Source organism: Gordonia sputi NBRC 100414 (assembly GCF_000248055.1).
GTDB classification, from domain to species: domain Bacteria; phylum Actinomycetota; class Actinomycetes; order Mycobacteriales; family Mycobacteriaceae; genus Gordonia; species Gordonia sputi.
This window is the reverse complement of sequence record NZ_BAFC01000022.1, coordinates 149,567-175,401: the sequence shown is the minus strand read 5'-3', so window position 1 is coordinate 175,401 and position 25,835 is coordinate 149,567. Positions and strand designations below refer to the sequence as shown.

Sequence of the window (25,835 nt, the reverse complement as noted above, 5' to 3'; positions counted from 1 at the left end):
TGCTGTCGTCGATTGCCTGAGATCGCCGCATTACGGACTGCCCGGGTGGGGTGTTGATGCGCGCCACGTCGGCGCAGCAGGGATTGTGGTTCGCTCATCGAGTCGCGCCGAACCCCGATGTGTTCACCATTGGTCAGCTCGTCGACTTCGACGCTCAGCCCGAACCTGGTCGCCTCTCCGCCGCTGTCCGCCAAGCGGTCGCTGAAGCCGACGGATTGCACTCGATCTTCTCCGAACAGGGCGGGGTGTTCTCCGAACAGGACGGCGACGTGACTGTCGAGCTCGGCGCACCGATCGAGGTCGCCGATCGTGATCTCGGCGACGACGCCGACGCAATCGATGAATATGCGCAAGCCGCGGTCCAGCTGGCGATAGACCCCGCATCCGGCCCGTGCGCAGTCGTCGAGATCTTGCATGCGGGCGGACGCACGGCACTACTCCTTGTCGCACATCACATCGTGATCGATGCCTACGGCCTCGGTCTGCTCGTTCGACGCATCGGCCGCCTCTACGCGGATCCGGATGATCGCCGACGCCTCGGGAGCGTCGTCGACCTTCCGCCGGAACCCGATGCCGGTGCGAGCGCAGAATTCTGGAGCCGCGAGCTCACGGGGATCAGTGGTCCCCTGACCTTGGGCGACGCGCCGCGTAGCCATCGAATCGCAGCCGCTGTGCACACGACTCGTGCCGTAGTCGGCGGTGCGGGCGGGGCCGCGATGTCTCCGGATCGTCTCGTCGCCGCAGTTGCGGCCTTCTGCGCGCGCGTGACCGGCAGCGACGACGTCTTGATCGGCTTCCCGATGATGAACCGATTCGGCTCTCCCACAGCCAATGTCGTGTGCACGACGGTCAACGTCGTCCCGCTGCGCGTTGCGGTCGCACCTGCGGTGACGGCCGACGAGCTCGCCGCCGACGCCGCCGCGGGGATTCGCCGGATCGCTCCCCATGCGCGTTATCGCGGCGAGGACATCCTCCGCGACGCACGACGCCGCGCTGTCGACGGTGTCGTGGGACCGACGGTGAACGTCAAGCCGTTCGGCTCCACCGTCACCTTCGATTCCGGGACCCAGGGCTCCGCAGAAGCCGACTCAGCCGACTCAATTACCGCAACGGTCCGCTCGCTGCGTCGTGGTCCGGTCGTCGATCTCTCGATCACCGCACTCGACCTCGGATCGACGGAGTCCGACCGCTCCGACCTGGAACTCACACTCGACGCCGACGCCGCCATCTACAGCCGAGCACACGCCGCTCGGATCGCCGAGTCGCTTGCGGCGTTCGTCGGCGAATTCCTGCGTGAGCCAACACGTCCCGTCGGCGCCATGCGGATCGTCGACCACGTATCCGATGTGCGTGAAGCCGATGTGCCAGAACCCGGTGCGCCGGCAACCGACCGGGCACGCGTCGACGTTCTCCGGTCCGGCACGACAGCACCGATCGACCCGACCCCGCTCGATGCCCGCATCGCGACCGCCGAACCCGATGCGATCGCGGTGCGATTCGGCGACGACGCCATTGATTTCCGCGAACTCAATCGTCGCGCAGACGAACTCGTCGCACGGCTGGGGCCGGTTGCTCCCGACTCGGTCATCGCGATCGCACTCCCCCGTGGCATCGACCTCATCGTCGCGTTGGTCGCTGTGATGCGTAGTGGCGCAGCCTTTCTCCCGCTCGATCCGGGATTTCCCGCCGACCGCAGAGAAGCCAGCATCGCCGACGCCGCACCTGTCGCCGTCATCGAACCCGCCATCACCGAACTCGCCGTCGTGGCATCCGGAAACCGCGATGTTCAGATCCGGCGCCTATCCGATCCGCGCCAGCTGCCGGTCACGACCATGTCGGACGACCCTGTTGGCAACTCTGACGACCCAACCGGCGACGCCGCCGCCTACCTGATCTACACGTCGGGTTCGACAGGCACACCGAAGGGTGTGGTGATCCCGAACCGTGCCCTGCGGAACTTCACCGATCACATGGTCAGTGGACTAGGCCTGGGGCCGAGCAGGTCTCTGCTGGCGGTGACGACGATCTCGTTCGACATCGCACTCTTGGAGACACTCGTGCCGCTGTCGGCGGGAGCATGTGTGGTTCTTGCCGACAACGACGACATCCACGATCCGGCGCGACTCGCGGCGCTCATCTCGCGACACCGGCCGGACGTCGTCCAGGCCACGCCGTCGTTGTGGTCGGCATTTCTCGGTGCGGGATGGGGGTCCGCACTGGCGGATGTCGACGTCCTCGTCGGCGGCGAGCAGTTGCCGTCCGACGTCGCTCGCGGTCTCGTCGCTTCCGCGCGGTCGGTGCGCAACATGTACGGACCGACCGAGACGACGATCTGGTCGACGACGGCTGAGGTCGACGACGACACCGACGTCACCATCGGCACACCGATCGCCAATACCGTTGTCCGCGTGCTGGATTCGACGTTGCACCCGGTGCCCGTCGGACGCGTCGGCGAGCTCTATCTCAGCGGCGACGGACTCGCTCGCGGATACCGCGGTCTGCCCGGCATGACCGCCGCCCGATTCGTCGCCGACCCGTTCACCGACGGCGCGCGCATGTATCGCACCGGAGATCTGGCGCGCATCCGCCAGGACGGACGGCTCGACTGCCTGGGCCGCACCGACCACCAGGTCAAGGTTCGCGGGTTCCGTGTCGAACTCGGCGATATCGAGACCGCCCTCTCCGCGCTCCCCGCCGTCGCAGGCGCGGTGGTGACCTCCGTGGACGGGCGACTCGTCGGCTACGTCACCACGCACTCCGACAGCAGCTCGGCTGACAACACAGACTCTGCTGACAACACAGCGCTGGCACAGTCGTGGCGGAGCGAGATAGCCAAGGTCCTCCCCGACTACATGGTGCCGTCAGCACTCATCGTGCTCGATGAGTTTCCCCTCACGCCCAACGGCAAGATCGATCGACGAGCACTTCCCGCCCCCGACTATGCCGCGCAGGCCGCGCGATCGCGGCCGCCGTCGGGTCCTGTCGAGACCGCGCTCGCCGACGTATTCGCCTCGGTGCTCGGACTTCCCGCGGTCGGTGCGGAGGACAACTTCTTTACGCTCGGCGGCGACAGCATCGTCGCCGTGCGAGTGGTCAGCGCCGCGGCATCGGCCGGCTGGGAGGTCACACCACTGGAAATCTTCGACCACCCCACCGTCGAGGGCCTGGCCGCGGTCGCGCGCAGCCTCACCAACGCAGAACGCGGCCACCAGCGATTATCGACAGACCCGCAATTCCCGACAGACCAACAGTTCTCTGCAGACCGGGCGGGCGCCACTACCGCGGGGATTGACGACGACGAACTCAACGAACTGATGGAGGGTGACCTGCTGTGAGCGCAGCGCTCGAAGACGTCCTACCCCTCACCGGTCTGCAGGAAGCGATCGTCTACCGATCGACGGCACCCCGTGGCGCCGATGACGTCGATCCGTATCTGATCCTCGCCGACCTCGATCTCACGACCGTCCTCCCGCAGGAGGTCGACGTCGACCGCCTTCGTGAGGCAATCGCCACTGTCACCTCTCGACACGCGACGCTGCGGACCTCGTACACACGTCGACGGACCGGCGAACCCGTCGCGCGCGTGCACACCGCGGTCGAGGTGCAGCTGCCCGTCGTCGACATCGCCACGCTCGACGACGGACTCGACACACTGCGATCAGATGCCCGAACGACCGGCATCGCACTGAGTTCTCCTCCGCCACTGCGCTTTACACTCGTGACCGAGTCCGGCCGCCCTCGCTGGCTGTTCGTCGTGGCACACCACGTGGCCTTGGACGGGTGGTCGCTGCACCTGATGTTCAGCGAGATCGTGCGCGCGTACCGTGGCGACGCGCTCGCGCCGGTACGCCCGATCAGCGACTACGCACGCTGGATTGCCTCACGGGGTCGCGATGTCGGTCCGTGGGTCGAGGTCCTCGCGGATGTCGAGGCGTCGACGATCATCGACATCGTCGAGCCGACCACGCCAAGCGTGCCGTTACGCGCACACCTGAGCGTCGACGTATCGGCCGCGTTGCGTGACGTGGCGACGCAGTCGTCGGCGACGCTCAACACCGTCATCCAACTGGCGTGGGCGCTTGTCCTCGCTGACCGAAACGACAGCGACGACGTCGTGTTCGCAACGGTTGTCTCGGGACGGGATCCCTCGGTGCCCGGCGTCGACGAGATGGTCGGCATGCTCATCAACACGATCCCGGTTCGGGTGCGCATCGATCCGACCGAGACCGTCGGCAGCGCGCTGACACGACTGCAGCGCGAGCAACTCGCCCTACTCGGCAGCCACCACGTGCCGCCGGCCGACATCATCTCGGCAGTCGACCTCGGCGGCCCGATCTCGTCGCTCGTCGTGTTCGAGAGCTTCCCTCGCGGAGATGTGCGCCCCCACATCGAGGACGACAACGACTTCACCGCAACGCTTCTCGTCGAGGACGACCCCTCGATCGGGCTGGTACTCGAACGCCGTGGAGCCGACCCGCATCTGCTCGACGAGGTTGTCGCCTGGCTGACTATGCTCGCGCACTCGCGTGAGGAACTCCTGGGTCGCCTCACGGTGAACCCGCCCGCCACGACGCCGCCCGCCACAACCACGCCGTCAGAATCGCTCCCCTCAGAATCGCTGCCATATGTTCCCGTGGCCCAGCAGATCTCGGATGCCGCGCAGCGTCGTGCACGACGAACCGCACTCGTCTCGGGTGACCGACGCGTCGGCTACCGCGAGCTGGATGTGCTCGCGGCGCGAACCGCTCACGTACTGAGCGCCCGCGGTATCGAACCCGAATCCGTTGTCGCAGTGGCATTACCGCGTGGCATCGACATGGTCGTCGCGATCCTTGCCGTTGCCCGTCTCGGTGCGGTCGTCGCACCGATCGACCCGACCTACCCTCCGGCTCGTATTCGATTCATGCTCGACGACGCCGCTCCCGCACTCGTGCTCGACGAGCAGACCTTCGCCGAGATACGCGCCGACGCCGTCGATTCGCCCGAACGAGCCCCGCACACGCCGCATCCCGAGTCCGCCGCGTATCTGATCTACACGTCAGGATCGACCGGAACGCCGAAAGGCGTGGTGGGTACCGCTGCGGCGCTGGCGAATCGCATCGCGTGGGCCGCGCAGCGGTGGGACGGATCCGTCGTGCTCGCCAAGAGCGCCATCGCGTTCATCGACGGCATCACGGAGATCCTCGGCGCACTGGCGGCAGGCGCAACGGTCGCCATCGCGGACGACGCGTCCGCGCGCGACCCGATGGCACTCGTCGAGCTGGTCGACCGTCACGCCGTCGACCAGGTCACGGCCGTGCCGTCGTTGGCGAGAGCAATCGTCGACCTGGCCCCCGACAGCCCAGCCTCTGAAAAACCAGCGCGACCCGAACCGACCGCGTCGATACGCCGCTGGATCGTCTCCGGTGAGCCGCTTCCCGACACCACTGCTGCTCGACTCGCCTGCGCTGCAGAAGAAGTCGTGAACTCGTACGGGTCGTCGGAGGTCGCGGGAGACGTCAGGACCGCGACGATCCGCTTCGACTCGAGCGACATCTCCAGCACCCCTGGCGACACCGCCCCCACAGATGTCACTGCCGGGGTCGGCACGATCACCGTCGGCACGCAGGTTCCGGGCGCAGGTGTCGTCCTACTCGACCGCCACCTGCATCCGGTGTCAGTCGGACGTCCCGGCGAGGTGTACATCACCGGCGTCCAACTCGCACGGGGCTACCACCGCCATTCCGACTGGACGGCAACGCGATTCGTCGCCAACCCGGCAGGGTCCGGCGACCGGATGTATCGCACCGGCGATCGTGGGCTGATCACTCCGGACGGCAGCCTGCAACTGCTCGGTCGAGCCGACTCACAGGTCAAGATCCGCGGCACCCGCGTCGAACTCGGCGAGGTGGAACAGGCCGTCCTCGCACTCGACGGCGTCGACGACACCGTGGCGGTGGCCGGCCAGGATCATGACGGACACACTCGCCTCGACGTCTACGTTGCCGGAGCTCAGGCCCCCGACGCCGTCCCGGCCGAACTCGTCGCTGCGTTGCCCGCAGCGATGATCCCGGCCACGTGGACACGACTCAACTCGCTGCCCCGCACACCGGGTGGAAAGACCGACCGCAGGGCGCTTCCCGCTCCGACCTCGCCGCGCACAGCCTCTCGACGTGAGCCGAGCACCGACCTCGAGCGGCTCGTTGTCGACACCGTCGCCGACGTCCTCGGCCTCGACGCCGCGGACACCGCACGGCCGAGCGTCGACGATAACTTCTTCGACCTCGGTGGCCACTCTTTGTCGGCGACACGTGTGCTGACCAGGCTGCGCGTGGCAACCGGACGCGTGGTCGGCGTTGCCGAGGTCTTCGCCCACCCGCGACTCGCCGACCTCGCGGCCCTGTTCGCGGACGACAGCGCCGAAATCACGACTACCGGCGTCACTGACAATGCGGCAGCGGTGCCAACGCAACGCCCCGAACGCATTCCGCTCTCGCCGGCACAGCGCCGACTTGCCTTCCAGAGCGGGATCGGCGACGCCGCGTACACGATTCCGTTCGCCGTCCGTTTCGATGGACCAATCGATGCGGCGCAACTGCAACGCGCTCTCGACGGCATCGTGGAACGCCACGAGACGCTGCGCACTCGGATCGTCGACGACGCTCAGGTCGTCGACCGGATCGACGGCGCGAGGGTGCTGATCGACGACCATCACATCGAACCCGAGGATCTCGACGGGACGATCGACAGTCTCATCGGGCGCCCCTTCGAGTTGTCGGCGGATCTGCCCCTGCGCGCCGATCTCCTACGCATCTCCGACGCTTCGGCGGTGCTACTCCTCACGGTGCATCACATCGCCGCGGACGAATGGTCGGCAGCAACACTTTTCGACGAGCTCGCCGCCGGGTACAACGGCACGCCGGTTGCCGCGCCGCAGCTCCAGTACGCCGATCACACCCTTGCCGAGATCGAGCGACTGGGCACCGTCGACGATCCCCGATCACTTGTGCGCCGCCAGCTCGACTACTGGCGAGACCAACTAGCCGACGCACCAGCCGAACTCGACCTGCCCTACGACCGTCCGCGGCCGACCGACCCGGATCCCGTTGGCGGCCAAGTCGAGATCGTCATCGACGCCGACGTTCTCGGCGGGCTCCGCTCGGCCGTCCGGGCACTCGACGCGACCGTATTCATGGCAGCGCATGCCGCGGTGGCACTCGCGCTCAACGCGTCCGGAGCAGGCAACGACATCGTGGTCGGTACCCCGGTGGCCGGCCGGTCGTCGGCGTCCGTGGAGTCGCTGATCGGCATGTTCGTCAACACGCTGCCGCTGCGCACCGACCTCTCCGGTGATCCGACACTCCTCGAGGTACTGCTCCGCGTCAGGGAGACCGACGTCGCGGCCCTCGCCGCGCAGGATGTGCCGTTCGACGAGATCGTCACGGCACTCGCACCCGAACGGGCACTGAGCCGACACCCGGTGTTCCAGACGATGGTCCAGTACCGCGACCCGATCGTCGCCCCCGAATTCACCGGCGTGCGTGCAGAACCCGTCTTCCCGCACTCCCGCACCGCCAAGTTCGACCTGACCTTCGAGTTCGTCGAGCTTGCTCGCTCCGCGGGCATCCGACTGCGCGTCGAGTACGCCGCGGCGCTCTTCGACGAACCGACTGTCACTGATCTGGCAGAACGCGTGAGTTCCATCCTGCGTGCGCTCGTCGACGCCCCGAGCAGTCACGTCGCACAGTTGCGTCTGGACCGATCCACTGACCTTCCGGCGCTGCCCGCACCCGACGTCGCACCTCCTTGGCGATCCCTTGTCGACTTCTTCGCCGCCACCGCCCGCACCTTTGCCGACCGTCCCGCCGTATCCGACGGAACGCGCACACTCACCTACCGCGAACTGGACGCGCACAGTGCGTCGATCGCCGCACGCCTGCAGCGCGACGGCGTACGACGCGGCCACTCGGTTGCGCTGATCCTGGAGCGCTCGACGGACCTCGTCGCAGCGATCATCGGAGTACTGCGCTGCGGAGCCGCCTACGTTCCGATCGACCCCGCGTATCCGGCTGAGCGCATAGCGTCGACGATCGCCGACGCCGCCCCGACGGTCATCGTCGACACCGGCTACCTCGAGCGAGCAGATGACTCCCTCACTGACACAACGGCTTTCGATCCGGAACTCGCCCCGGCCGACCCGGCCTATGTGATCTTCACCTCCGGGTCGACCGGAAAGCCCAAGGGTGTCACCGTGACGCACGGCAACGTCGTCGCGCTGATCGACGCCACGACGGAACTGTTCGATGTCGACGAGAACGACGTGTGGACGCTCTTCCACTCCTACGCATTCGACTTCTCGGTGTGGGAACTGTGGGGTCCGCTCTCGACCGGCGCCCACCTCGTCGTGCCCGATCACGCCACCACGCGCTCACCCGCCGACTTCGCCGCCCTCATCGGCGAGCGGGGCGTGACCGTACTCAACCAGACGCCGTCGGCGTTCTTCGCCCTCGATGCCGCGGACCTCGCAGACACCGAACATCGTGAGACTTCTGGGGCCGTATCGGCGCTGGAGTCGCTTCGCTACGTGATCTTCGGTGGCGAGGCGCTCGCCCTGCCGCGCCTACGATCATTCGCCCGGCGGTATCCGCGGACCACGTTGGTCAATATGTACGGCATCACCGAGATCACTGTCCACGCAACGTATCTGGTGCTCGATCAGCAGATCATCGATGCAACGACGGGCAGTGATGTGGGTGCGTTGCTACCAGGTTTCACCGGCCACCTGCTCGACGGATACCTGCGCCGGGTACCCGTTGGCGCCGTGGGCGAGTTGTACCTCGCAGGCCCCCAGGTCGCAGCCTGCTACCTGCAGCGTCCGGCGTTGCATGCGACGCGTTTCGTCGCCGACCCCTCGGGCACCGGTCAGGTGCTCTATCGCACGGGCGATCTGTTCCGTCAGACCAGACAGGGCGCGTTGATCTATGTCGGTCGCGCGGACACGCAGGTCAAGATCCGTGGTTTCCGTATCGAACTCGGGGAGATCCGGGCCGCACTCGCAGCTCTGCCCGGTGTGCGCGACGCCGCCGTCCTGACCCGGCCCGGACCGAGCGGTGCCGACCGAATCCTGGCCTACGCCGTCGGGGACAACGTCACTCCTGAATCCCTGCACGCTGAATCGCTCCACGCAGCGCTGCGCGACGCACTCCCCGAGCACGAGGTCCCGTCGGCCGTGCTGATCGTCGACTCGATCCCGTTGACCGTCAACGGAAAGACCGATGCCGCAGCACTTCCGGAGCCGGAGGTCGGCACCGCGGAGGGTCGTACACCGACGACCGAGATCGAGTCCGCGCTCGCCGACATCTTCGCCGACACCCTCGGACTCGCCGACCCGCCGAGCGTCGACGACGACTTCTTCGCTCTCGGCGGCGACAGCATCGTCTCGACGACCCTGGTCAATCGTGCACGGCGACGTGGTATCCGATTCACGCCGAGGGATGTCTTCACCCACCGCACCGTCGCCGGACTGGGCTCGGTCGCCGAGTGGATCGACGACACCATTCCTGCCGCTCCGTCGAACAGCGACGACGCATCGGCCACCCGGCCGACACCCATTCCGCTCCTGCCGATCGTCCAACGACTCCGTGAGATCGGTGGCACGATCGACCGGTTCAATCAGTCGCTCGTCGTCGACACCCCGGCGCAACTCGACGCCGATACTCTCCGCGCGATGGTCTGTGCACTGCTCGATTCCCATGAGGCGCTGCGGAGTTCGTTGCAGACCGTCGCAGGTGTGCTCTGGACCATGCAGAGTGCGCCCCCCGGATCGGTCGACGTCGACGACATCCTTCGGATCGTCACGCTCGACAGATCGATCTTCGACGACCCGGACGCGCTCGCCGCAGCGGTGTCGGCCGAATCCGCCGGGGCTGCAGGCAGATTGTCGCCCGCCACGGGACTGATGATCGCCGCGACCTGGTTGACGACCGACTCGCCCGACGATCCGATCGCGGGACGACTGATACTCGTCATTCACCACCTCGCCGTCGACGGCGTCTCCCGGCGCATCCTGCTCGAGGATCTCCGAACCCTCTGGGAGACGGCAGCCACCGGTGTTGAGCTGCAACCGATTCCGACACCAACACCCCTACATACGTTCGCCGCCGCGGTGACCGAGCGAGCCGCCGATCCGGCACTGCTCGACGAGGCTACCCATTGGGCGCAGGTGCTGGCACCGGGCGGCGAACTGGTGCCCGGTCGGCTCCCCACGTCGGGCACCGTTTCCGACCAACGGCGCCACGTCGTCACGTTGTCTCCGGAAACCTCGGCGTCGCTCGTCTCCGATCTACCCACCCGCCGCGGTGTGGGGATCACGTCGCTGCTCCTCGGGGCGTTGCGTGTCGCCGCAACACGCGCTCTCGACACCGGGGACCTCATCGTCGACACCGAGCGTCATGGTCGCGATGCACATGAGTTCGGTATCGACGCGGATCTGTCACACACGGTGGGTTGGTTCACGACCGTCGCACCGATCCGGTTATCCGCCACCGACGACATCGGCGACGCGATCGCCGACGCTGAGAACTTGTGGACGGCAATGCCCTCTGCCGGAGCAGGATTCGGCATGTTGCGCTACCTCAACCCGCAGTTGTCGGCCGCACTCGCCACCATGTCGCGTCCGTCGGTGCTGCTCAACTACCTCGGGCGATTCACCGTCGGCGGCGGGTCGCCATGGCAACCCTCGGCGGAATCGACAGCGCTCGCAGCAGATCCAGACCCCGGACTCGGCGTCGCGTACCCACTCGAGATCGACATCGTCTGTCGTGACGAATCGTCGGGTCCCGTCGTCGCCGCAACGTTCAGCTACCTACCAGACCACCTCGACGACGCCGCTGTGCGTGAGCTCGCCGATGCACTATGTGCGGCGCTCGATTCGCTTGCGGCGCCTGCAGAATCCGGAGTCAATCAGTGACCTCGACACGCCCCGACGGCAACGCCCCGACAGACGCAGATGCTCCTGTCCGCACACACGGCGACTCGCACGACGTCACACTGCCTGTCCTCGCGGGCCAACGCGACATCTACCTGTCGATGCAGGCATCCGGCGACCCTGCCCTCTACGTCACCGGGCTCTACGTGGAGGTCGACGCACGGACCGACGTCGAACGACTCAGAGCATCTGTCCTCGCGGTTCTCGAGAAGGCCGAAGCGATGCGCGCCGTGTTCGTCGAAGAGGGCGGCGACGTGGGGCAGCGAATCCTGCCTACTGCCGACTTCGACGTCGACGTCCGCGAGATGCCTCTCTCCGATGCGCGCGAGTGGATGGCTTCGCACCTCGCGCAGCCGATGGATGTCAGGCACGGACCACTCACCGAATGCACGATCCTGCGCACCGCCAGTACCGTGACCGACCAGGGAACCGCGCAGCCCGACCCGACACTGGTGTTTCTGAAGGTCCACCACCTCGTCTGCGACGGCATGGGGCTCGGCTTCTTCACCCAGGCGGTCCAGGAACAGTACGACGCAACGGAAGCATCTGGCGCCGCGGAACCTTCTGGGGCCTCGGATGCTTTTGGGGCTTCGGAAGGCTTTGGGGCATCCGACAACGCCCGGCCGTCACGACCCAGGGATTGGCGACTACTCCCTGTGGTCGACGCCGAGCGCGAATACCGTGAAGGCGCCGACTTCGCCGCCGATGCCGACTACTGGTTGGCGCGGATGGGCGACCGACCGCAGCCGGTGCGACTCCTCGACGACGATGTGGTGCCCGGCCGCGGAATCATCGCGTCGCGCTTCGACATTCCCCTCGAGGTCCTCGACCCGTTGCGCGCGCTGGCGCGTGATGCCGGGGTCCGACCGACCGTCCTGCTCATCGCCGCGGTCGCGGCGTTTGCCCACGTGCGTACGGGCCGCACCGACCTGGTACTCGCGCTGCCCGTGACCGGGCGCCTTGACCGCAGGGCGCGCACAACACCGTCGATGGTGACGAGCGTGCTGCCCCTGCGCGTCGACGCGGATCCGCGCGACAACCTCGCCGACCTCGCCGCTCGTACCGAACGCGCGGTTTTCGCGCTCCTCGCCCACAGTCGTTTCCGCGGTGAGGATCTCGGCCGTGCTCTCGCAGCGCAGGCCAGGAACTCGGGTACTCCGGCATCATCCGACGGCCCGTACCGCATGTTCGGTCTCGGCGTGAACGTCATGGCGAACACGTCGCGGCAGACCATTGGTGGCCAACCACTCTCGCTCCACGCCCTCGCGTCCGGGCCGGTGTCTGATGTCGAGATCCAGATCCAGGTGAGGCGTCGCGACAGGCCCGCCGAAGTCGTCGTGCGCACTGTCGCCGACGCGGCTGAGCAGGCGCACGGTGTCGGCGAGGATTTCGCCGCCTTCCTGCGGGCACTCGCCGCCGCCCCCTCCGAACGCCTCCGCGCGTTCACCCCCGACGGGCAACTCGACGATGCGATTCGATCGGTCCACACCGAAACGCACGGAGCTGCGGGCGCAGTATCGCTCACGCCTGCGTTGGCGCGACTTCGCGAACGCCAGATCGACCCGGACACATTGCCGCCCCGCATTGTTCGCGCCTGGGCGTCGTCGACCGTGACTCCGGACGCCGTCCGCGAGATCGCCTCTGCACTTGTTGCGACTCATCCTGCGCTGCGTACCACGGTGAATCGGCCCGCGCCGATCCTGTGGACGCTGACGACCGCATCCGCGCAGGACAGCACCATTCCCGTCTCGATTGCCGACAGCGCGCCGGCCGAACCGCTCGAGCGCGGCTTGACCTTTGTGCCTGCTACCGGCGAGGTGATCGCCGCGTTCGACGCAGCACTCATCGATCCCACGTCCGCGGAGATCCTCCGTACCGATCTCCAGACCGCCCTCGACGACGCCGCGGCGAGTCGGCACATCGAGGTCGACGCCCCGGACACCGAACTCAGCACTGTGGCAACGGGATTGGCGGGACGAGCGGCCGATGTCGGGGCCCTGGCGCATTATCTCGAAACGCTCGCACCGGGAGCGACGCTACCGCGCGTCGACGGCGCGACCAGCACACCGCGGGTCGATCACACGACACACACGTCTCGGGTCGACGTGGACGATCCCAACGTTGAACGTCCCACCCAGCACGGTCTCGTCGCGGCGCTGGCAGGCGCTGTCGCAGACGTCTTCGGTGCCGCCGCGCCGAAGGAGCTCCTGATCGACCTGGCTGTCGACTTGCGAGCTGTCGACTTGCGAGCCGTCGACGGTACACACGTCGGCGCACGCACTGTCGGCCCGCTGCAGGCACTCGAGCCGCTTCGCGTCGACCTGACGAATCCCTCACTCCCCGATGGCCCGAACCCGATTCTCGGCAGCGGACCGGGTCTCGACGTGCTGCGCTACCTCTCACCACAGGTGGGCGCGGCGTTGGCCGGTGCCACTGCTGCCGGGCAGATCGTCGAACCCGACGTGCTGGTCGGCGACCACGGACTGCCGACCGCGCACCCCGTCTCAATCAGGCTGTTGCGCAACGACTCTCCCGACCACACCGGCTGGTCGGTCATCGTCGACGTCGATGCGGAAGTCATCCCACATGCCGACGCCCTGGCGCACGCGATCACCGACCGGGTGATCGCAGACGCCGATCGACGTCTGGTGGCGCTCGACGACGCGACCGTCGAACGACTCACCCGCGAACACGGAACCATCGACGACATCTGGCCGCTGACACCCCTGCAGGAGGGTTTGTTCTTCCAGTCACAGGTCGACGCGTCCGACGACATCTACACCGCACAGTTCTGGCTCGACCTCGGCCACCGAATCGACGTCGAGGCGCTGCGGCGCGCCGCACGTGCGCTACTCGACGAGAATCCCGAATTGCGGGCCGCGTTCGTCGAGGTCGACGGCTCCCCAGTCCAGATCATCCGCAACGCGGTCGATCCCATCATCGCGGAGGTCGACCTCACGGCGGCGTCGGCCGACGTCGTCGACTTCGAGCTCGACGCGGTTCTCGACGCCGACCGCGTCCGCGAGATCCCGATCGGCACCGCACCACTCTGGCGTATCACGCTGATCCACCTGCCGAATGAGCACGACCGCATCGTCGTCAATCGTCGATTCCTGCTGTGGGACGGCTGGTCTGGCGGGCTCGTGGTGTCCCGGTTGCTCGCCCATCTCGAGGGCACCCCGGCCACGACTCCCGAAGCGTCGCTGCGCGACTACCTCGCCTGGATCGCTGACACGTCCGACGCCGACGCACTCGCGGCATGGCAGGCGCATCTCGACGGCTATACCGAGCCTGCGCTCGTCGCGCCGCGGGCGGTGGGGTCGACGCCTCGCGCGCCGCGTCGGATCGAGGTCGATCTCGGTGTCGCAGCGTCGGAGTCACTCCGCGCCGACGCGAGAAGTGCTGGCGTCACACTCAACACCGTTATCTCGGCAGCGTTGTCCCTCACGCTGTCTCGCGTCCTCGGAGTCACCGACGTCGCGTTCGGCTCGACCGTCGCGGGCCGCCCGACCGAGGTGCCCGGCCTCGACACCGTGATCGGACTGTTCCTGAACACCGTCCCCGTCCGAACGGTGTTGCATCCGCAGGAATCGGTGCGAGACTTCCTGCGCCGCAGTCAGGATGCCCGGGTGGCGCTAATGGCCTACGACCACATCGGGTTGGCGCGATTGCAGCAGGAGACCGGGCATCCGGTGCTGTTCGACGTCCTCTACGTGTTGCAGAACTTCCGCACCGAAGAAGAGGAGCGCGAGCAGTCGGCGCTGCACGATGTCATCGGCGAGGGCAGTCTCGACCACACCCACTACCCGTTGGCGCTCGTCGTGACGCCCGGCGCTTCGATTCGCTTTCGACTCGAGTATCGCGACGATCTGATCGACCATCGGTACGCCGACGGATTCGTGACACGATTCCGCCGCGCACTGGAGTCGATCGGTCGCGACCTCGACACCGCGGTTGCCGCCCTCGACCTCTCACTCGACTCGGACGTTGCGCTCGTCGGCCCACTCCATCGACTACCCGACACCACGGTGTCGGGATTGCTCGCCGAGCGCGCTGCGATGATCCCCGACGCCGACGCACTCAGCTACGGCGACTCGCGTCTCACCTATGCACAGCTCGACGGCGAGGTCGACCGTGTCGCGCAGGTTCTCGCAGAGCACGGCGTCGGAGCAGAAACGGTTGTTGCACTGGCGATCCCGCGATCCATCGAGACCGTGGTCGCGCTCTTCGCGATCCTGCGGGCCGGCGGAGCGTATCTACCCCTCGAACTCGATCACCCCGACGGCAGACTCCACGGCATCATCGACGACGCCGCGCCGTTGCTGATCATGACCCACAGCTCGGTGGCGCACCGATTCGACACGGTGGGCCTGCCGACGCTCACGGCCGACGACCTGCCGAACCCCACAACGCCGGAATGGGTTGCCCCCCACGTCAACCCGGATCAACCCGCCTATGTGATCTACACGTCGGGTTCGACGGGTAAACCCAAGGGTGTCATCACGCCCTACCGCGGCCTGACCAACATGCAGCTCAACCACCGCGAGAAGGTCTTCGAACCCGCCATCGCGCTCGCTCATGAGGCCGGCGTCAGCGGGAGACTCCGCATCGCGCATACGGTCTCATTCGCGTTCGACATGTCGTGGGAAGAACTGCTGTGGCTCATCGAGGGCCACGAGGTCCACGTCGCCGACGAGCAACTCCGTGCCGATTCGACAGCGCTCGTCGCCTACTGCGCGACCCACCGCATCGACGTCATCAACGTGACGCCCACGTATGCCGCACAGTTGTTCGCCGACGGCCTTCTCGCAGGCGACCACGTGCCCGCGCTCGTCCTGCTCGGTGGCGAGGCCGTCTCCGAACCCGTGTGGACCGCGCTTCGTCGACACCCGCACACCCTCGGCTACAACCTCTACGGCCCGACCGAGTACACGATCAACACCCTCGGGGTGGGCACCGACGAGACACCGACATCGTCGGTCGGTACCCCGATCTGGAACACCACCGCGCACCTCCTCGACCCGTGGCTGCGGCCGGTGCCCGCCGGGGTGCCGGGCGAGTTGTACATCAGCGGCGCGGGACTGGCACGCGGATACCTCGGACGGCCCGATCTGACGGCCGAGCGGTTCGTCGCGGATCCCTTCTCCGACGGAGGCCGTCTGTATCGCACCGGTGACGCGATGAAGATACGTCCCGACGGCAATCTCGACTTCCTCGGACGCACCGACGATCAGGTGAAGGTCCGCGGCTATCGGGTCGAGCTCGCCGAGATCGATGCCGCGGTGACCGCGCTGCCACAGATCGCGTCGTCGGCAGTCGTCGCGACCGCCGATCCGGCAGCACCCGACGTCAAACGTCTGGTGGCGTACGTGATTCCCACCGACGCGGGCTCGGAGCTCGACTACGCGCAACTGCGACGCGAGTTGAGCGCGAACCTCCCCGACTACATGGTCCCCACCCTGTTCGCCACGGTCACCGAGTTCCCGATGACCGTCAACGGCAAGCTCGACGTGAAGGCGCTGCCCGTCCCCGAGGTCGGCGGTACGCGACGCGCACCACGCACCGAGCTCGAACGTCGGCTGTGCGAGGTCTTCGCCGAGGTCCTCGGCCTCCCGGACACCGATGAGGGATGCGCGGTCGGTATCGACGACGACTTCTTCGCGCTTGGCGGTCATTCGATGGCAGCGATGCGCCTCGTCTCCACGCTGCGCGCCGAACTCGGCGCCGAATTGGCGATCCGAGATCTCTTCGATGCCAGGACTCCCGCCGACATCGCCGCGCGCACCGAACTGACCGGATCGACCACCGACATCACGACCGGCGTTCGGCCGGACCGCATCCCGCTCTCGCCCGCCCAGGAAAGACTCTGGGTGCTCTACGAGATGGATCCCGACGACATCTCGTATCACTACGGCCACGTCGTGCGCGTGCACGAACCCCTTGACACCGACGCGCTGTCGGCGGCGATGAGAGATGTACTGGCACGCCACGAGAGCCTGCGCACCGTCTTCGAGACCACCGCGGACGGCGAGGTGCACCAACGTGTTCTCGATCCCGCAGAGGTACCCGATGTGGTCGAGGTGCGCACCGCCGGCGCCGATGTCACCGAGGCCACACGCGAGTTCCTCACGCGCGCTTTCGATTTGCGTTCGGCGCCACCGATCCGCGTACAGGTGGCGCAGGTCGACGCACCCGACGAGTCGTCGACCGTTGCGGTCCTGACCATCGCGATGCACCACATCGCCACCGATGAATGGTCGGATCGACCACTGCTCACCGACCTCACCACTGCCTACGCCGCACGGGCGACCGGTGCGGTACCCGAGTTCTCACCACTGCCCGTCCAGTACGCCGATTACGCACTGTGGCAACGTGATCGGATCAGCGAGCGAGGGCAGCAACAGCTCGATTTCTGGACCGACACACTCGCCGACCTCCCCGAGGAGCTCGCACTCCCCCGCGACCGCCCACGACGTCCCGGTGCGCCAGGCTCCGCGGCAACGGAGTCGACCATCGTCGACTCCGACACGCGTTCGTCACTCGCGCGCATCGCCGCCGACCACGGAGCCAGCATGTTCATGGTCGCCCAGGCGGCCGTGGCCACACTGCTGTACCGGGTGGGCGCCGGGGCCGACATCCCGCTCGGATCGCCGGTGTCCGGCCGCAACGATCCCGCGCTCGACGACCTCGTCGGATTCTTCGTCGACACCCAGGTGCTGCGCACCGACGTCGGCGGCCACCCACGTTTCGACGAACTCATCGACCGTGTCCGCGCAGTGGATCTCGCAGCATTCGACAATCAGGACATCCCCTTCCAGCAGATCGTCGAACACCTTGCACCGCAGCGCGTTCCCGGACGCAATCCGTTGTTCTGTGTCAGCGTCGGATACCTGCCGTTCGGCGCGATGCCCGATCGCTTCCTCGGTGTCCCGGCGACGTTCGATCACCTGACGTCCGTGTCGGCCAAGTTCGATCTCGCGTTCACCGTCGTCGACAACACCGAGACCGGCGAACTGACGCTCGCACTCGAGTACGCGACCGCGATGTTCGACGCCGCAACCGCTCGGGACCTACTCGCACGCCTTGCCCGCATCCTGCGCGCCGTCAGTGCGACGCCCGAGATCGTCGTCGATCAGATCGAACTTCTCAGCGCTGACGATGACGCGTCCGTCCGCGACGCCGAGCGCGGCGCGCTGGCGCTCGTCGATCACGCCGACACGGTGACAGATGTCATCGACGACGCCACCCGTCGGCATTCGTCGCGAATAGCGTTGTCCGACACCGATGGCGGATCGGTCGACTACGCCCAGCTCGCAGCGGCAACCAGAGGCTTGGCTGCCCGACTCGTCGACCTCGGCGTGCGACCCGGCGACGTGGTTGCTGTCCTCGTGCCACGAGGCATGGCGCAACTGGCGGCCCTACAGGGTGTGCTGCGCGCGGGTGCGGCATACCTTCCGATCGACACCGACACACCTGCCGATCGAGTAGCGACCATCCTCGACGACGCGCGCCCCGCCGCCGTCATCGTCGGAAGCGGCAGCTCGGCACCGATCGGCAACAGTGCGCGAAACAACCACAGTGTCCCGACGATCAGCGTCGACGGTCGGCTCTTCGAAGAGGACTCAGAGGCATCGATCACCAACTCTGAGCTGCCTCACGTACGCGCCGACGACGCCGCATATGTCGTCTACACGTCGGGTTCGTCGGGCAGGCCGAAGGGCGTGGTAGTCACCCACCGCAGTGTGGTGAACCTACTGCGGTGGCGCGTGCAGACGATGCCCGGCGGCGGTATCGGACACGCCGACACCGTTCTCGCCAAGACGCCTGTCGGTTTCGACGGTGCCGTGTGGGAGTTGTTGCTGCCCTTCATCGTCGGCGCGCGTGTTCTGGTCGCAGAGCAGGGCGCTCAGCGCGACCCCCGCAGACTCGCCAACATCATCGGCGCCCACGGCGTCACGACGACGGTCTTCGTTCCGTCGCTGCTCGAGCTGTTCGTCCCCCACCTACCGGGCCTCGACTCACTGCGTCACATGATCGTTGGCGGCGAGGCGCTACGCACCGAACTCGTCGACGAGGTACTCGCCGCGGCGCCGTCGCTGGCACTGATCAACGCCTATGGTCCGACCGAGACCACCGTCGTCGTCACCGATCACACCGCGGTTCCACACGCGACCACCCGCACAGCACCCATCGGACGTCCGATCGCGGGCACCGATCTCCTCGTCCTCGATACGTCGCTGCGGCGTGTTCCCGACGGCGCGGTGGGTGAACTGTACGTGCGCGGAACACCGCTCGCGCGTGGGTATCTCGGCCGCCCAGCCCGCACCGCGGGTTCCTTCGTCGCCGATCCAACCGGTGATCTGCCGGGCGCGCGGGTGTATCGGACGGGCGATCTGGTCCGACGTCGGGCGGGCGTCCTCGAATACCTCGGCCGCATCGACAGCCAGGTGAAGGTACGCGGCAACCGCGTCGAACTCGGAGAGATCGAAGCGGCGCTGCGTTCGCTCCCTCAGGTCGCCGACGCCGCGGTCGCCGTCGACTCTGACCGGGTCGTCGGCTGGATTGTGCCCGCGGGTGATTCATCGGCCGCTGTCTCGGAGAATGGCTCGTCCGTTGTCGAGTCCGTGACACGTCAACTCTCGACGGTGTTGCCGGACTACATGATTCCGTCACCCCTGGTGGTGCTCGACGCGTTTCCGCTGAATCAAACCGGCAAGCTCGACCGCCGTGCGCTGCCGACACCGACCGTCGACGGTTCGCAGGGCACCAGTCCGCGGACGTCGCTGGAATCCGATCTCGCCGAGATCTTCTCGGCGGTGCTCGGCACCGAGGTTGCCGATATCCACGCGAGCTTCTTCAGCCTGGGCGGCCATTCGCTCGCCGCCATCAAGCTGGTCAACCTGATTCGCGGCTCACTCGGGTACGACATCGGGGTCCGGACAGTGTTCGACGAGCCGAGCATCGCTCAACTGGCCGAGTGGCTCGTCGCCAACGGCGAGTCCACCTCGGCGCAATCGCATGCGGACACAACGAGTTTGCGTCGTCGTGCCGACGCCGAGCCGGTGCTCTCCTTCGGTCAGGCCCAGATGCTGACACTCGCGGGAGTGTCGGGACCCACCAGCACCTACAACGTGCCGCTGCTGTGGCGTCCGGGCGGACCCGAGGGGACAACTCCCATCGACCCCGACGTGCTGCGCGCAGCAGTCCGTGACGTCGTCGACCGTCACGAGATCCTCCGAACGCGGTACCCGGACGACCGCCCCGACGTCGTCGTCGCACCGGAGATTCCGGTCCGTGTGGTCTCCGACATCGCCGAGCTGCACGCAGACGCGGCACACGCCTTCGACCTCGCCACCGAGATACCGATTCGCGTGGCTACAACGTCCGAGTTCGCGGTGGTCACGATTCACCACATCGCCACCGACGAATGGTCGGCAGCACCGCTGCGTGCCGACCTCGATACCGCGTATCATGCACGCGCACAACAGATTGCACCCGAATGGGACGATCTCGCTCTGCAGTACTCCGACTTCGCCGCATGGCAGCGGGATCTGCTCGCCGACGACCGGGGACGACGCGAGCTGGACTTCTGGCGCCGCGCCCTCGACGGTTCGCCAGAGGAACTGTCACTTCCCTACGACCGGGCCCGACCTCCGCGTCCGTCGGGTCGTGGTGACGGAGTCCTGGTCGGCGTTCGCCCGGACACCGTCGTGGCGCTCAAGGAACTCGCCGCATCGACCGGAACGTCGATGTTCATGGTGTTCCAGGCGGCCGTGGCGGTCCTGCTGTCGCGACTGGGTGCAGGCACTGACATCCCGCTCGGATCGCCGGTCACCGTGCGCGACGACGCACGCCTCGACCAACTCGTCGGCTTCTTCCTGAACACCCTCCTGCTGCGCACCGATGTGTCGGGAGACCCGACGGTGGCCGAGCTCCTCTCCCGGGTCCGCGCAGACGATCTGTCGGCGTTCGAGAACAAGGACGTCCCGTTCGAGCAGGTCGTCGAAGCGGTGGCGCAGTCACGCTCGTCGGCGCTCAACCCGCTGTTCCAGACGATGGTGGTCTACGTCGACGGGCGACTGACCGAGTCACCAACCGACGGAAACACGGGAACCGACAAGGGTGAAGGCACCGCGCCGCCGCTGCCGACGACAGCGAAGTTCGATCTGTCGTTCGACTTCACCGAGGACGCCACCGGCGTGACGCCGCGGGTGGGTGGAGTGATCGAGTACAGCACCGACCTGTTCGACCGGGTCACCGTCGAATCGATGGCTCAGCGGCTCGTGATGATCCTGGAATTCATGGCGGCACAACAGGATCGCCCCCTGCGCGACCTCGACATCCGGATCACGACGGAACTGCGTGACCTCCATCGTCCTGCCGCTCCAGCGTCGACCTTCCCCGAATTATTCGACGCCGCGGTGGCTCGAGATCGATCTGCACCTGCGCTTCGAGGCCATGACGGCACTCGTACGTTCGGCGAACTCGATCTGCGCGTGAAGACTATCGCGGCCAGGCTCGCGGCCGAGGGCATCGGTCCCGAGGACGTGGTCGTGGTCTCGCTGCCACGCGGTGTGGTCGCACTCGAAGCGATCTTCGGCGTACTCGTCGCGGGTGCCGCCTACCTCCCCATCGAGCCGGGCACACCATCCGAGCGAGTTGCCGCGATGACCCGCGTCGCGGCGCCGCGGCGCGTGATCGACGACCTCGACGACCCCATTCTCGCTGCAGCACAGGCCGATTCGGTGCCTGTGCTGAGGCGAGCCGCAACAGTGCTACCCGACCACCCCGCCTACGTGATCTTCACCTCCGGGTCCACGGGCACACCCAAGGGTGTCGTGGTGCCCCATCGCGGTCTTGCGAACCTCTTTGCGAGTCATCGGCGCATGCTCCATGAGCCCGCACGTCGCCGTGCCGGGCGTGACCGACTGCGCGTGGGCCACGCATGGTCGCTGGCCTTCGACGCCTCGTGGCAACCACAGCTGTGGCTGCTCGACGGCCACGAGGTGAGCATCGTCGACGCCGATACCCAGCACGACGCGCAGGCGCTAGCCGGACAGTTGCGTGCCGAAAACTGGGACTTCCTCGAGCTGACACCATCACACCTGCGTCAACTCGACGGTGCCGAAGAATCCATGTGCGCCATCGGTTTCGGTGGCGAAGCGGTTCCGGACGCACAGTGGCAGCGCTATCGCGAACTCACCGGCACCGACGCCTACAACCTGTACGGACCCACCGAGGCGACGGTCGACGCTCTCGTCGCACGCGCGGCCGACGCCGAGCATCCGGTGGTCGGCCGACCCGTCGACGGAGCGCGAGCCTACGTCCTCGACCCCGCACTCATGCCGGTTCCCGACGGCGTCGACGGTGAGTTGTACCTCGCCGGAGCAGGATTGGCACGCGGCTATCTCGGTCGCGGTGACCTGACTGCCGAACGCTTTGTCGCCGATCCGTTCGCTGCCGACGGGTCGCGGATGTATCGCACGGGCGACACGGTTCGCTGGACGCGCGACGGCCAACTCGACTTCCGCGGCCGTGCCGACGATCAGGTGAAGATCCGCGGCTTCCGCGTCGAGCTCGGTGATGTCGAGTCGGCGCTGACGTCGATGCCGGGTGTGGCGACGGCGCTCGTCGTCGCGCGAGCAGGCAGGCTCGTCGGCTATGTCGTGACCGATCGTTCACCGGAGGAGAACTGGGCAGGCGAGCAGCAGGCTCCGGTGGAGCCCCCGGTGGAGCCTGCAGCCCTGCGTGCTGCCGTACGCGCGATGCTGCCCGACTACATGGTTCCCGCGACGGTTGTCGTCCTCGACGCGCTGCCCACCCTGCCGAACGGCAAGATCAATCGCCGCGCGCTGCCGGAGCCGACTTTCGAGCACGAGGTGCGTGCCCCGGAGACAGACGTGCAGCGGCGAGTGTGTCACGCCGTGGCCGACGTGCTCGAACTGCCGGCCGACCAGGTGGGACTCGACGACGACTTCGCCGAGCTCGGTGGCGACAGCATTGTGGCGATGCAACTCGTCGCCCGGTTGCGCGCCGAGGGCTTCACACTCAGTCCGCGTGACGTGATGGTCAACCGCACCATCGTCGGACTCGCAGAGACACTTCAACGCGCAGCGACCACACCGGAACTCCCCCGGGTGGCCGCTGGCGTTGTGCCTGCGACACCGATCGTCGGCTGGCTCGACGAACTCACGAGCGGCAACGCCGAGCACATCGGCGGCTTCCACCAGTCGGCGCTGCTCACTGTTCCCGCGGGTCTCGACGTCGACGCACTCACGCGGGCGCTGGGCGTTCTCGTGTCGCGCCACCACATGTTGCGTGCACGGCTCGTCGACACCGCGTCGCCGTGGCACTTCGAGATCCCCGAGATCCGCGAGGACACAACCGAATCCGGCGTCGTGCCCGAGGTGCTCGTCGTCGACGGTCGTGACGGCACTGACTGCACTGGCGGCGACCTGACCGCGCTCGCGCATACTGTCCGGACTCGACTGGATCCCGTGGCAGGACGCATGATCGCGGCCGCGTGGAGCGATCGGGGCAGCGAGCCGGGCCGCCTGCTGGTAGCCATCCACCACCTCGTCGTCGACGGTGTGTCGTGGCGCGTGCTCGTCCCGGAACTGATTGCCGCGTACACGCAGCTGACCGAAGGGGTTGCACCGGAAGACATCTCGCTCGCGCAGGTATCGACCGACTTCGGTGCATGGGCGCGCGAGTTGGCGGTATTGGACCGCAGCGGTGAGGCCGACCTCTGGCGTCAGATCGCCACCGATGTCGATCCGCTGGCCGTCTTCTCACGTCCCCTCGACCCGGCTCGCGACCGTCAGGGCACCGTGCTCCGACATCGCGTCGAGGTCGACACCGACGTCGCGCGGGAGATCCTCGGTCCGGTCGGGGCGCGGCTGGGTGTCGGCGTCGACGAGGTGCTGTTGGGCGCATTCGGTGCGGCGATCAGCACCCCGACGCTCGTCGACTCCGAGGGACACGGCCGCGTCGAACATCTGGTTCCCGGTGCCGATCTCACCGGCACCGTCGGCTGGTTCACTGCCGTCCATCCGATCCGGGTCGGCGGTACCGACGACGCGGCGACACAGGCGAGGAGCCTCGCGGCGCAACGGGCGACGATCCCGGATGGTGGCGTGGGGTACGGTCTGCTCCGGTACGGTTCTGCGGGCGAAGACGGAAGCACCGCTCGGGCGGTCACCGACCTGCCGAGTGCGGCCATCGAGTTCAATTATGTTGGCCGATATCGCGATTTCGCGTTCGACGGGTGGTCGATGGCGCCCGAGTCGGTCGACATCGGACCCGACGACGAGATGTCCGCAGGCTACGGACTCATCGTCGACGTCGCGACGGTCGACGGTCCTGACGGGCCACGACTGTCGGCAACGTGGAGCTATCAGCCGGGAATGATCGACGCGCACGCCATTGCGCGTCTGGCAGAACGATGGCTGGCTGCCCTCGCTGAGTTGGCGAAAATTGACACTGCAGAACTGGCGAGCGTGCATACCGGCGAGACGGAAGGTGGTCGATGAGCGGCAAGGTAACTGGGGTCCTGATCGATATCAGTCCCCTGCGCGAGAGCGCGGCCTTCCGCCGCATCTTCTGCGCCCGACTCATCTCGATCATCGGCATCGGACTCCTCATGGTGTCGGCGCCGATCCAGATGTACGACCTCACCGGGTCGTCGGCACAGGTCGGCGCGGCGACAGCCGTCACGGGCATCACGACGTTCGTCGGCATGCTGGTTGGTGGCGTTCTCGCCGACCGGTTCGATCGCAAGAAGCTCATTCTTCTCGGACGCACGGGCGCGGCACTGAGCTTCGCAGGCCTCGCGCTGAACGCCTTCGGTGTATTCGGCACGACGTCGGTGGTGGCTCTCTACGTTCTTGCGGGCGTCGACGGGCTGATCGGTTCGCTCTCGACGTCGGCGCTGATGGCTGCGGTGCCGACGCTGATCCCACGAGACAAGCTCGTGGCCGTCGGCGCACTCAGTTCACTGACCGTGCGGGTGGGGACCGCGATCTCGCCTGCCATCGCCGGATTGATCATCGCGGCTGCCGGCGTCGAGTGGGCCTACACCATCGCCGCGATCCTGGCGACGCTCACCGTACTGATCCTGCTGGGTCTCCCGTCGATGCCACCGACCGCGGCAACCCTTGGCGCAGAGTCGGAGTCGGCCTCCGGAGGAGCTCAGGTCAACGCCGCGGACGCGGCACACAGCGAGTCGCCGCAATCACTCCTCGAATTCCTCACCTCGCAACGCGTCGTGCTCGGCGTGATGATCGTCGGCGTCCTGGCGATGTTGGGCGCTGGCCTCGTCGCACTCCTTCCCGCGCTTGTGGCGCAGCGGTTCGGTGGCGACGCCAGGGCCACCGGTCTGCTGTATGCGGCCGTCGCGTGCGGTGCGATGCTCGGTGCCCTCACCAGTGGCTGGTTGGCAGGCGTGCGGCGTCCGGGCGTCGTGATGCTCGGCGCACTCGCCGGCGCGTCGCTCGTCCAGGTCCTCTTCGGATTCGCACCGGTGGCTTGGCTGGCGATTGTCCTGCTGTGCATCGTCGGATATCTCGAGGCGACGCAGGAGGTGCTGCGGTACTCCCTCATCCAGCACGACACTCCCGGTCCGCTGTTGGGACGGGTGAACGGCATCTGGATGGCCCAAGAGGTCGGCGGCGTGACGATCGGTGCGCTCGTCGCAGGCGTCTTCGGCACGATCTGGACCGCATCGGATGCCATCGTCTACTACGGACTGGCGCTGCTCGTCCTGTCGATCATCGCGGCCTTCGCGCTGCGGGCGGTCGTCGCGGTGCGTAACGATCACCCGGTGGAGAGCACGCTGTCCTGAGCGGCCTGAGCGGCCTGCGCGGTCAGA

At 67.1% G+C, this 25,835-nt stretch carries 4 protein-coding genes; all 4 read left to right on the top strand.

The genetic code is table 11. The features are described from left to right. Positions 1–56: 56 nt before the first annotated feature. From GOSPT_RS03125 to entS, 4 genes are read left to right on the top strand one after another with little or no spacing between them, the layout of a single operon-like run. On the top strand, positions 57–3,335 hold the full coding sequence (locus GOSPT_RS03125) for a non-ribosomal peptide synthetase (protein WP_005202869.1): 3,279 nt from the start codon (positions 57–59) through the stop codon (positions 3,333–3,335). After that, a complete protein-coding gene (locus GOSPT_RS03120; protein WP_005202867.1) occupies positions 3,332–10,948 on the top strand; it encodes a non-ribosomal peptide synthetase in 7,617 nt (2,538 codons plus the stop codon). The genes GOSPT_RS03125 and GOSPT_RS03120 overlap by 4 nt, the downstream gene beginning before the upstream one ends. Beyond that, positions 10,945–24,498, top strand: coding sequence for a non-ribosomal peptide synthetase (locus GOSPT_RS03115; RefSeq protein ID WP_005202866.1), 13,554 nt, complete (start codon positions 10,945–10,947; stop codon positions 24,496–24,498). The genes GOSPT_RS03120 and GOSPT_RS03115 overlap by 4 nt, the downstream gene beginning before the upstream one ends. After that, on the top strand, positions 24,495–25,808 hold the full coding sequence (entS, locus tag GOSPT_RS03110) for an enterobactin transporter EntS (RefSeq protein ID WP_005202865.1): 1,314 nt from the start codon (positions 24,495–24,497) through the stop codon (positions 25,806–25,808). The genes GOSPT_RS03115 and entS overlap by 4 nt, the downstream gene beginning before the upstream one ends. The last annotated feature ends 27 nt before the right edge of the window (positions 25,809–25,835 follow it).

Coding starts and splice junctions, on each gene's coding strand:
- GOSPT_RS03125 (WP_005202869.1), top strand. CDS start 57: ATGCGCGCCACGTCGGCGCAGCAGGGATTGTGGTTCGCTCATCGAGTC.
- entS (WP_005202865.1), top strand. CDS start 24,495: ATGAGCGGCAAGGTAACTGGGGTCCTGATCGATATCAGTCCCCTGCGC.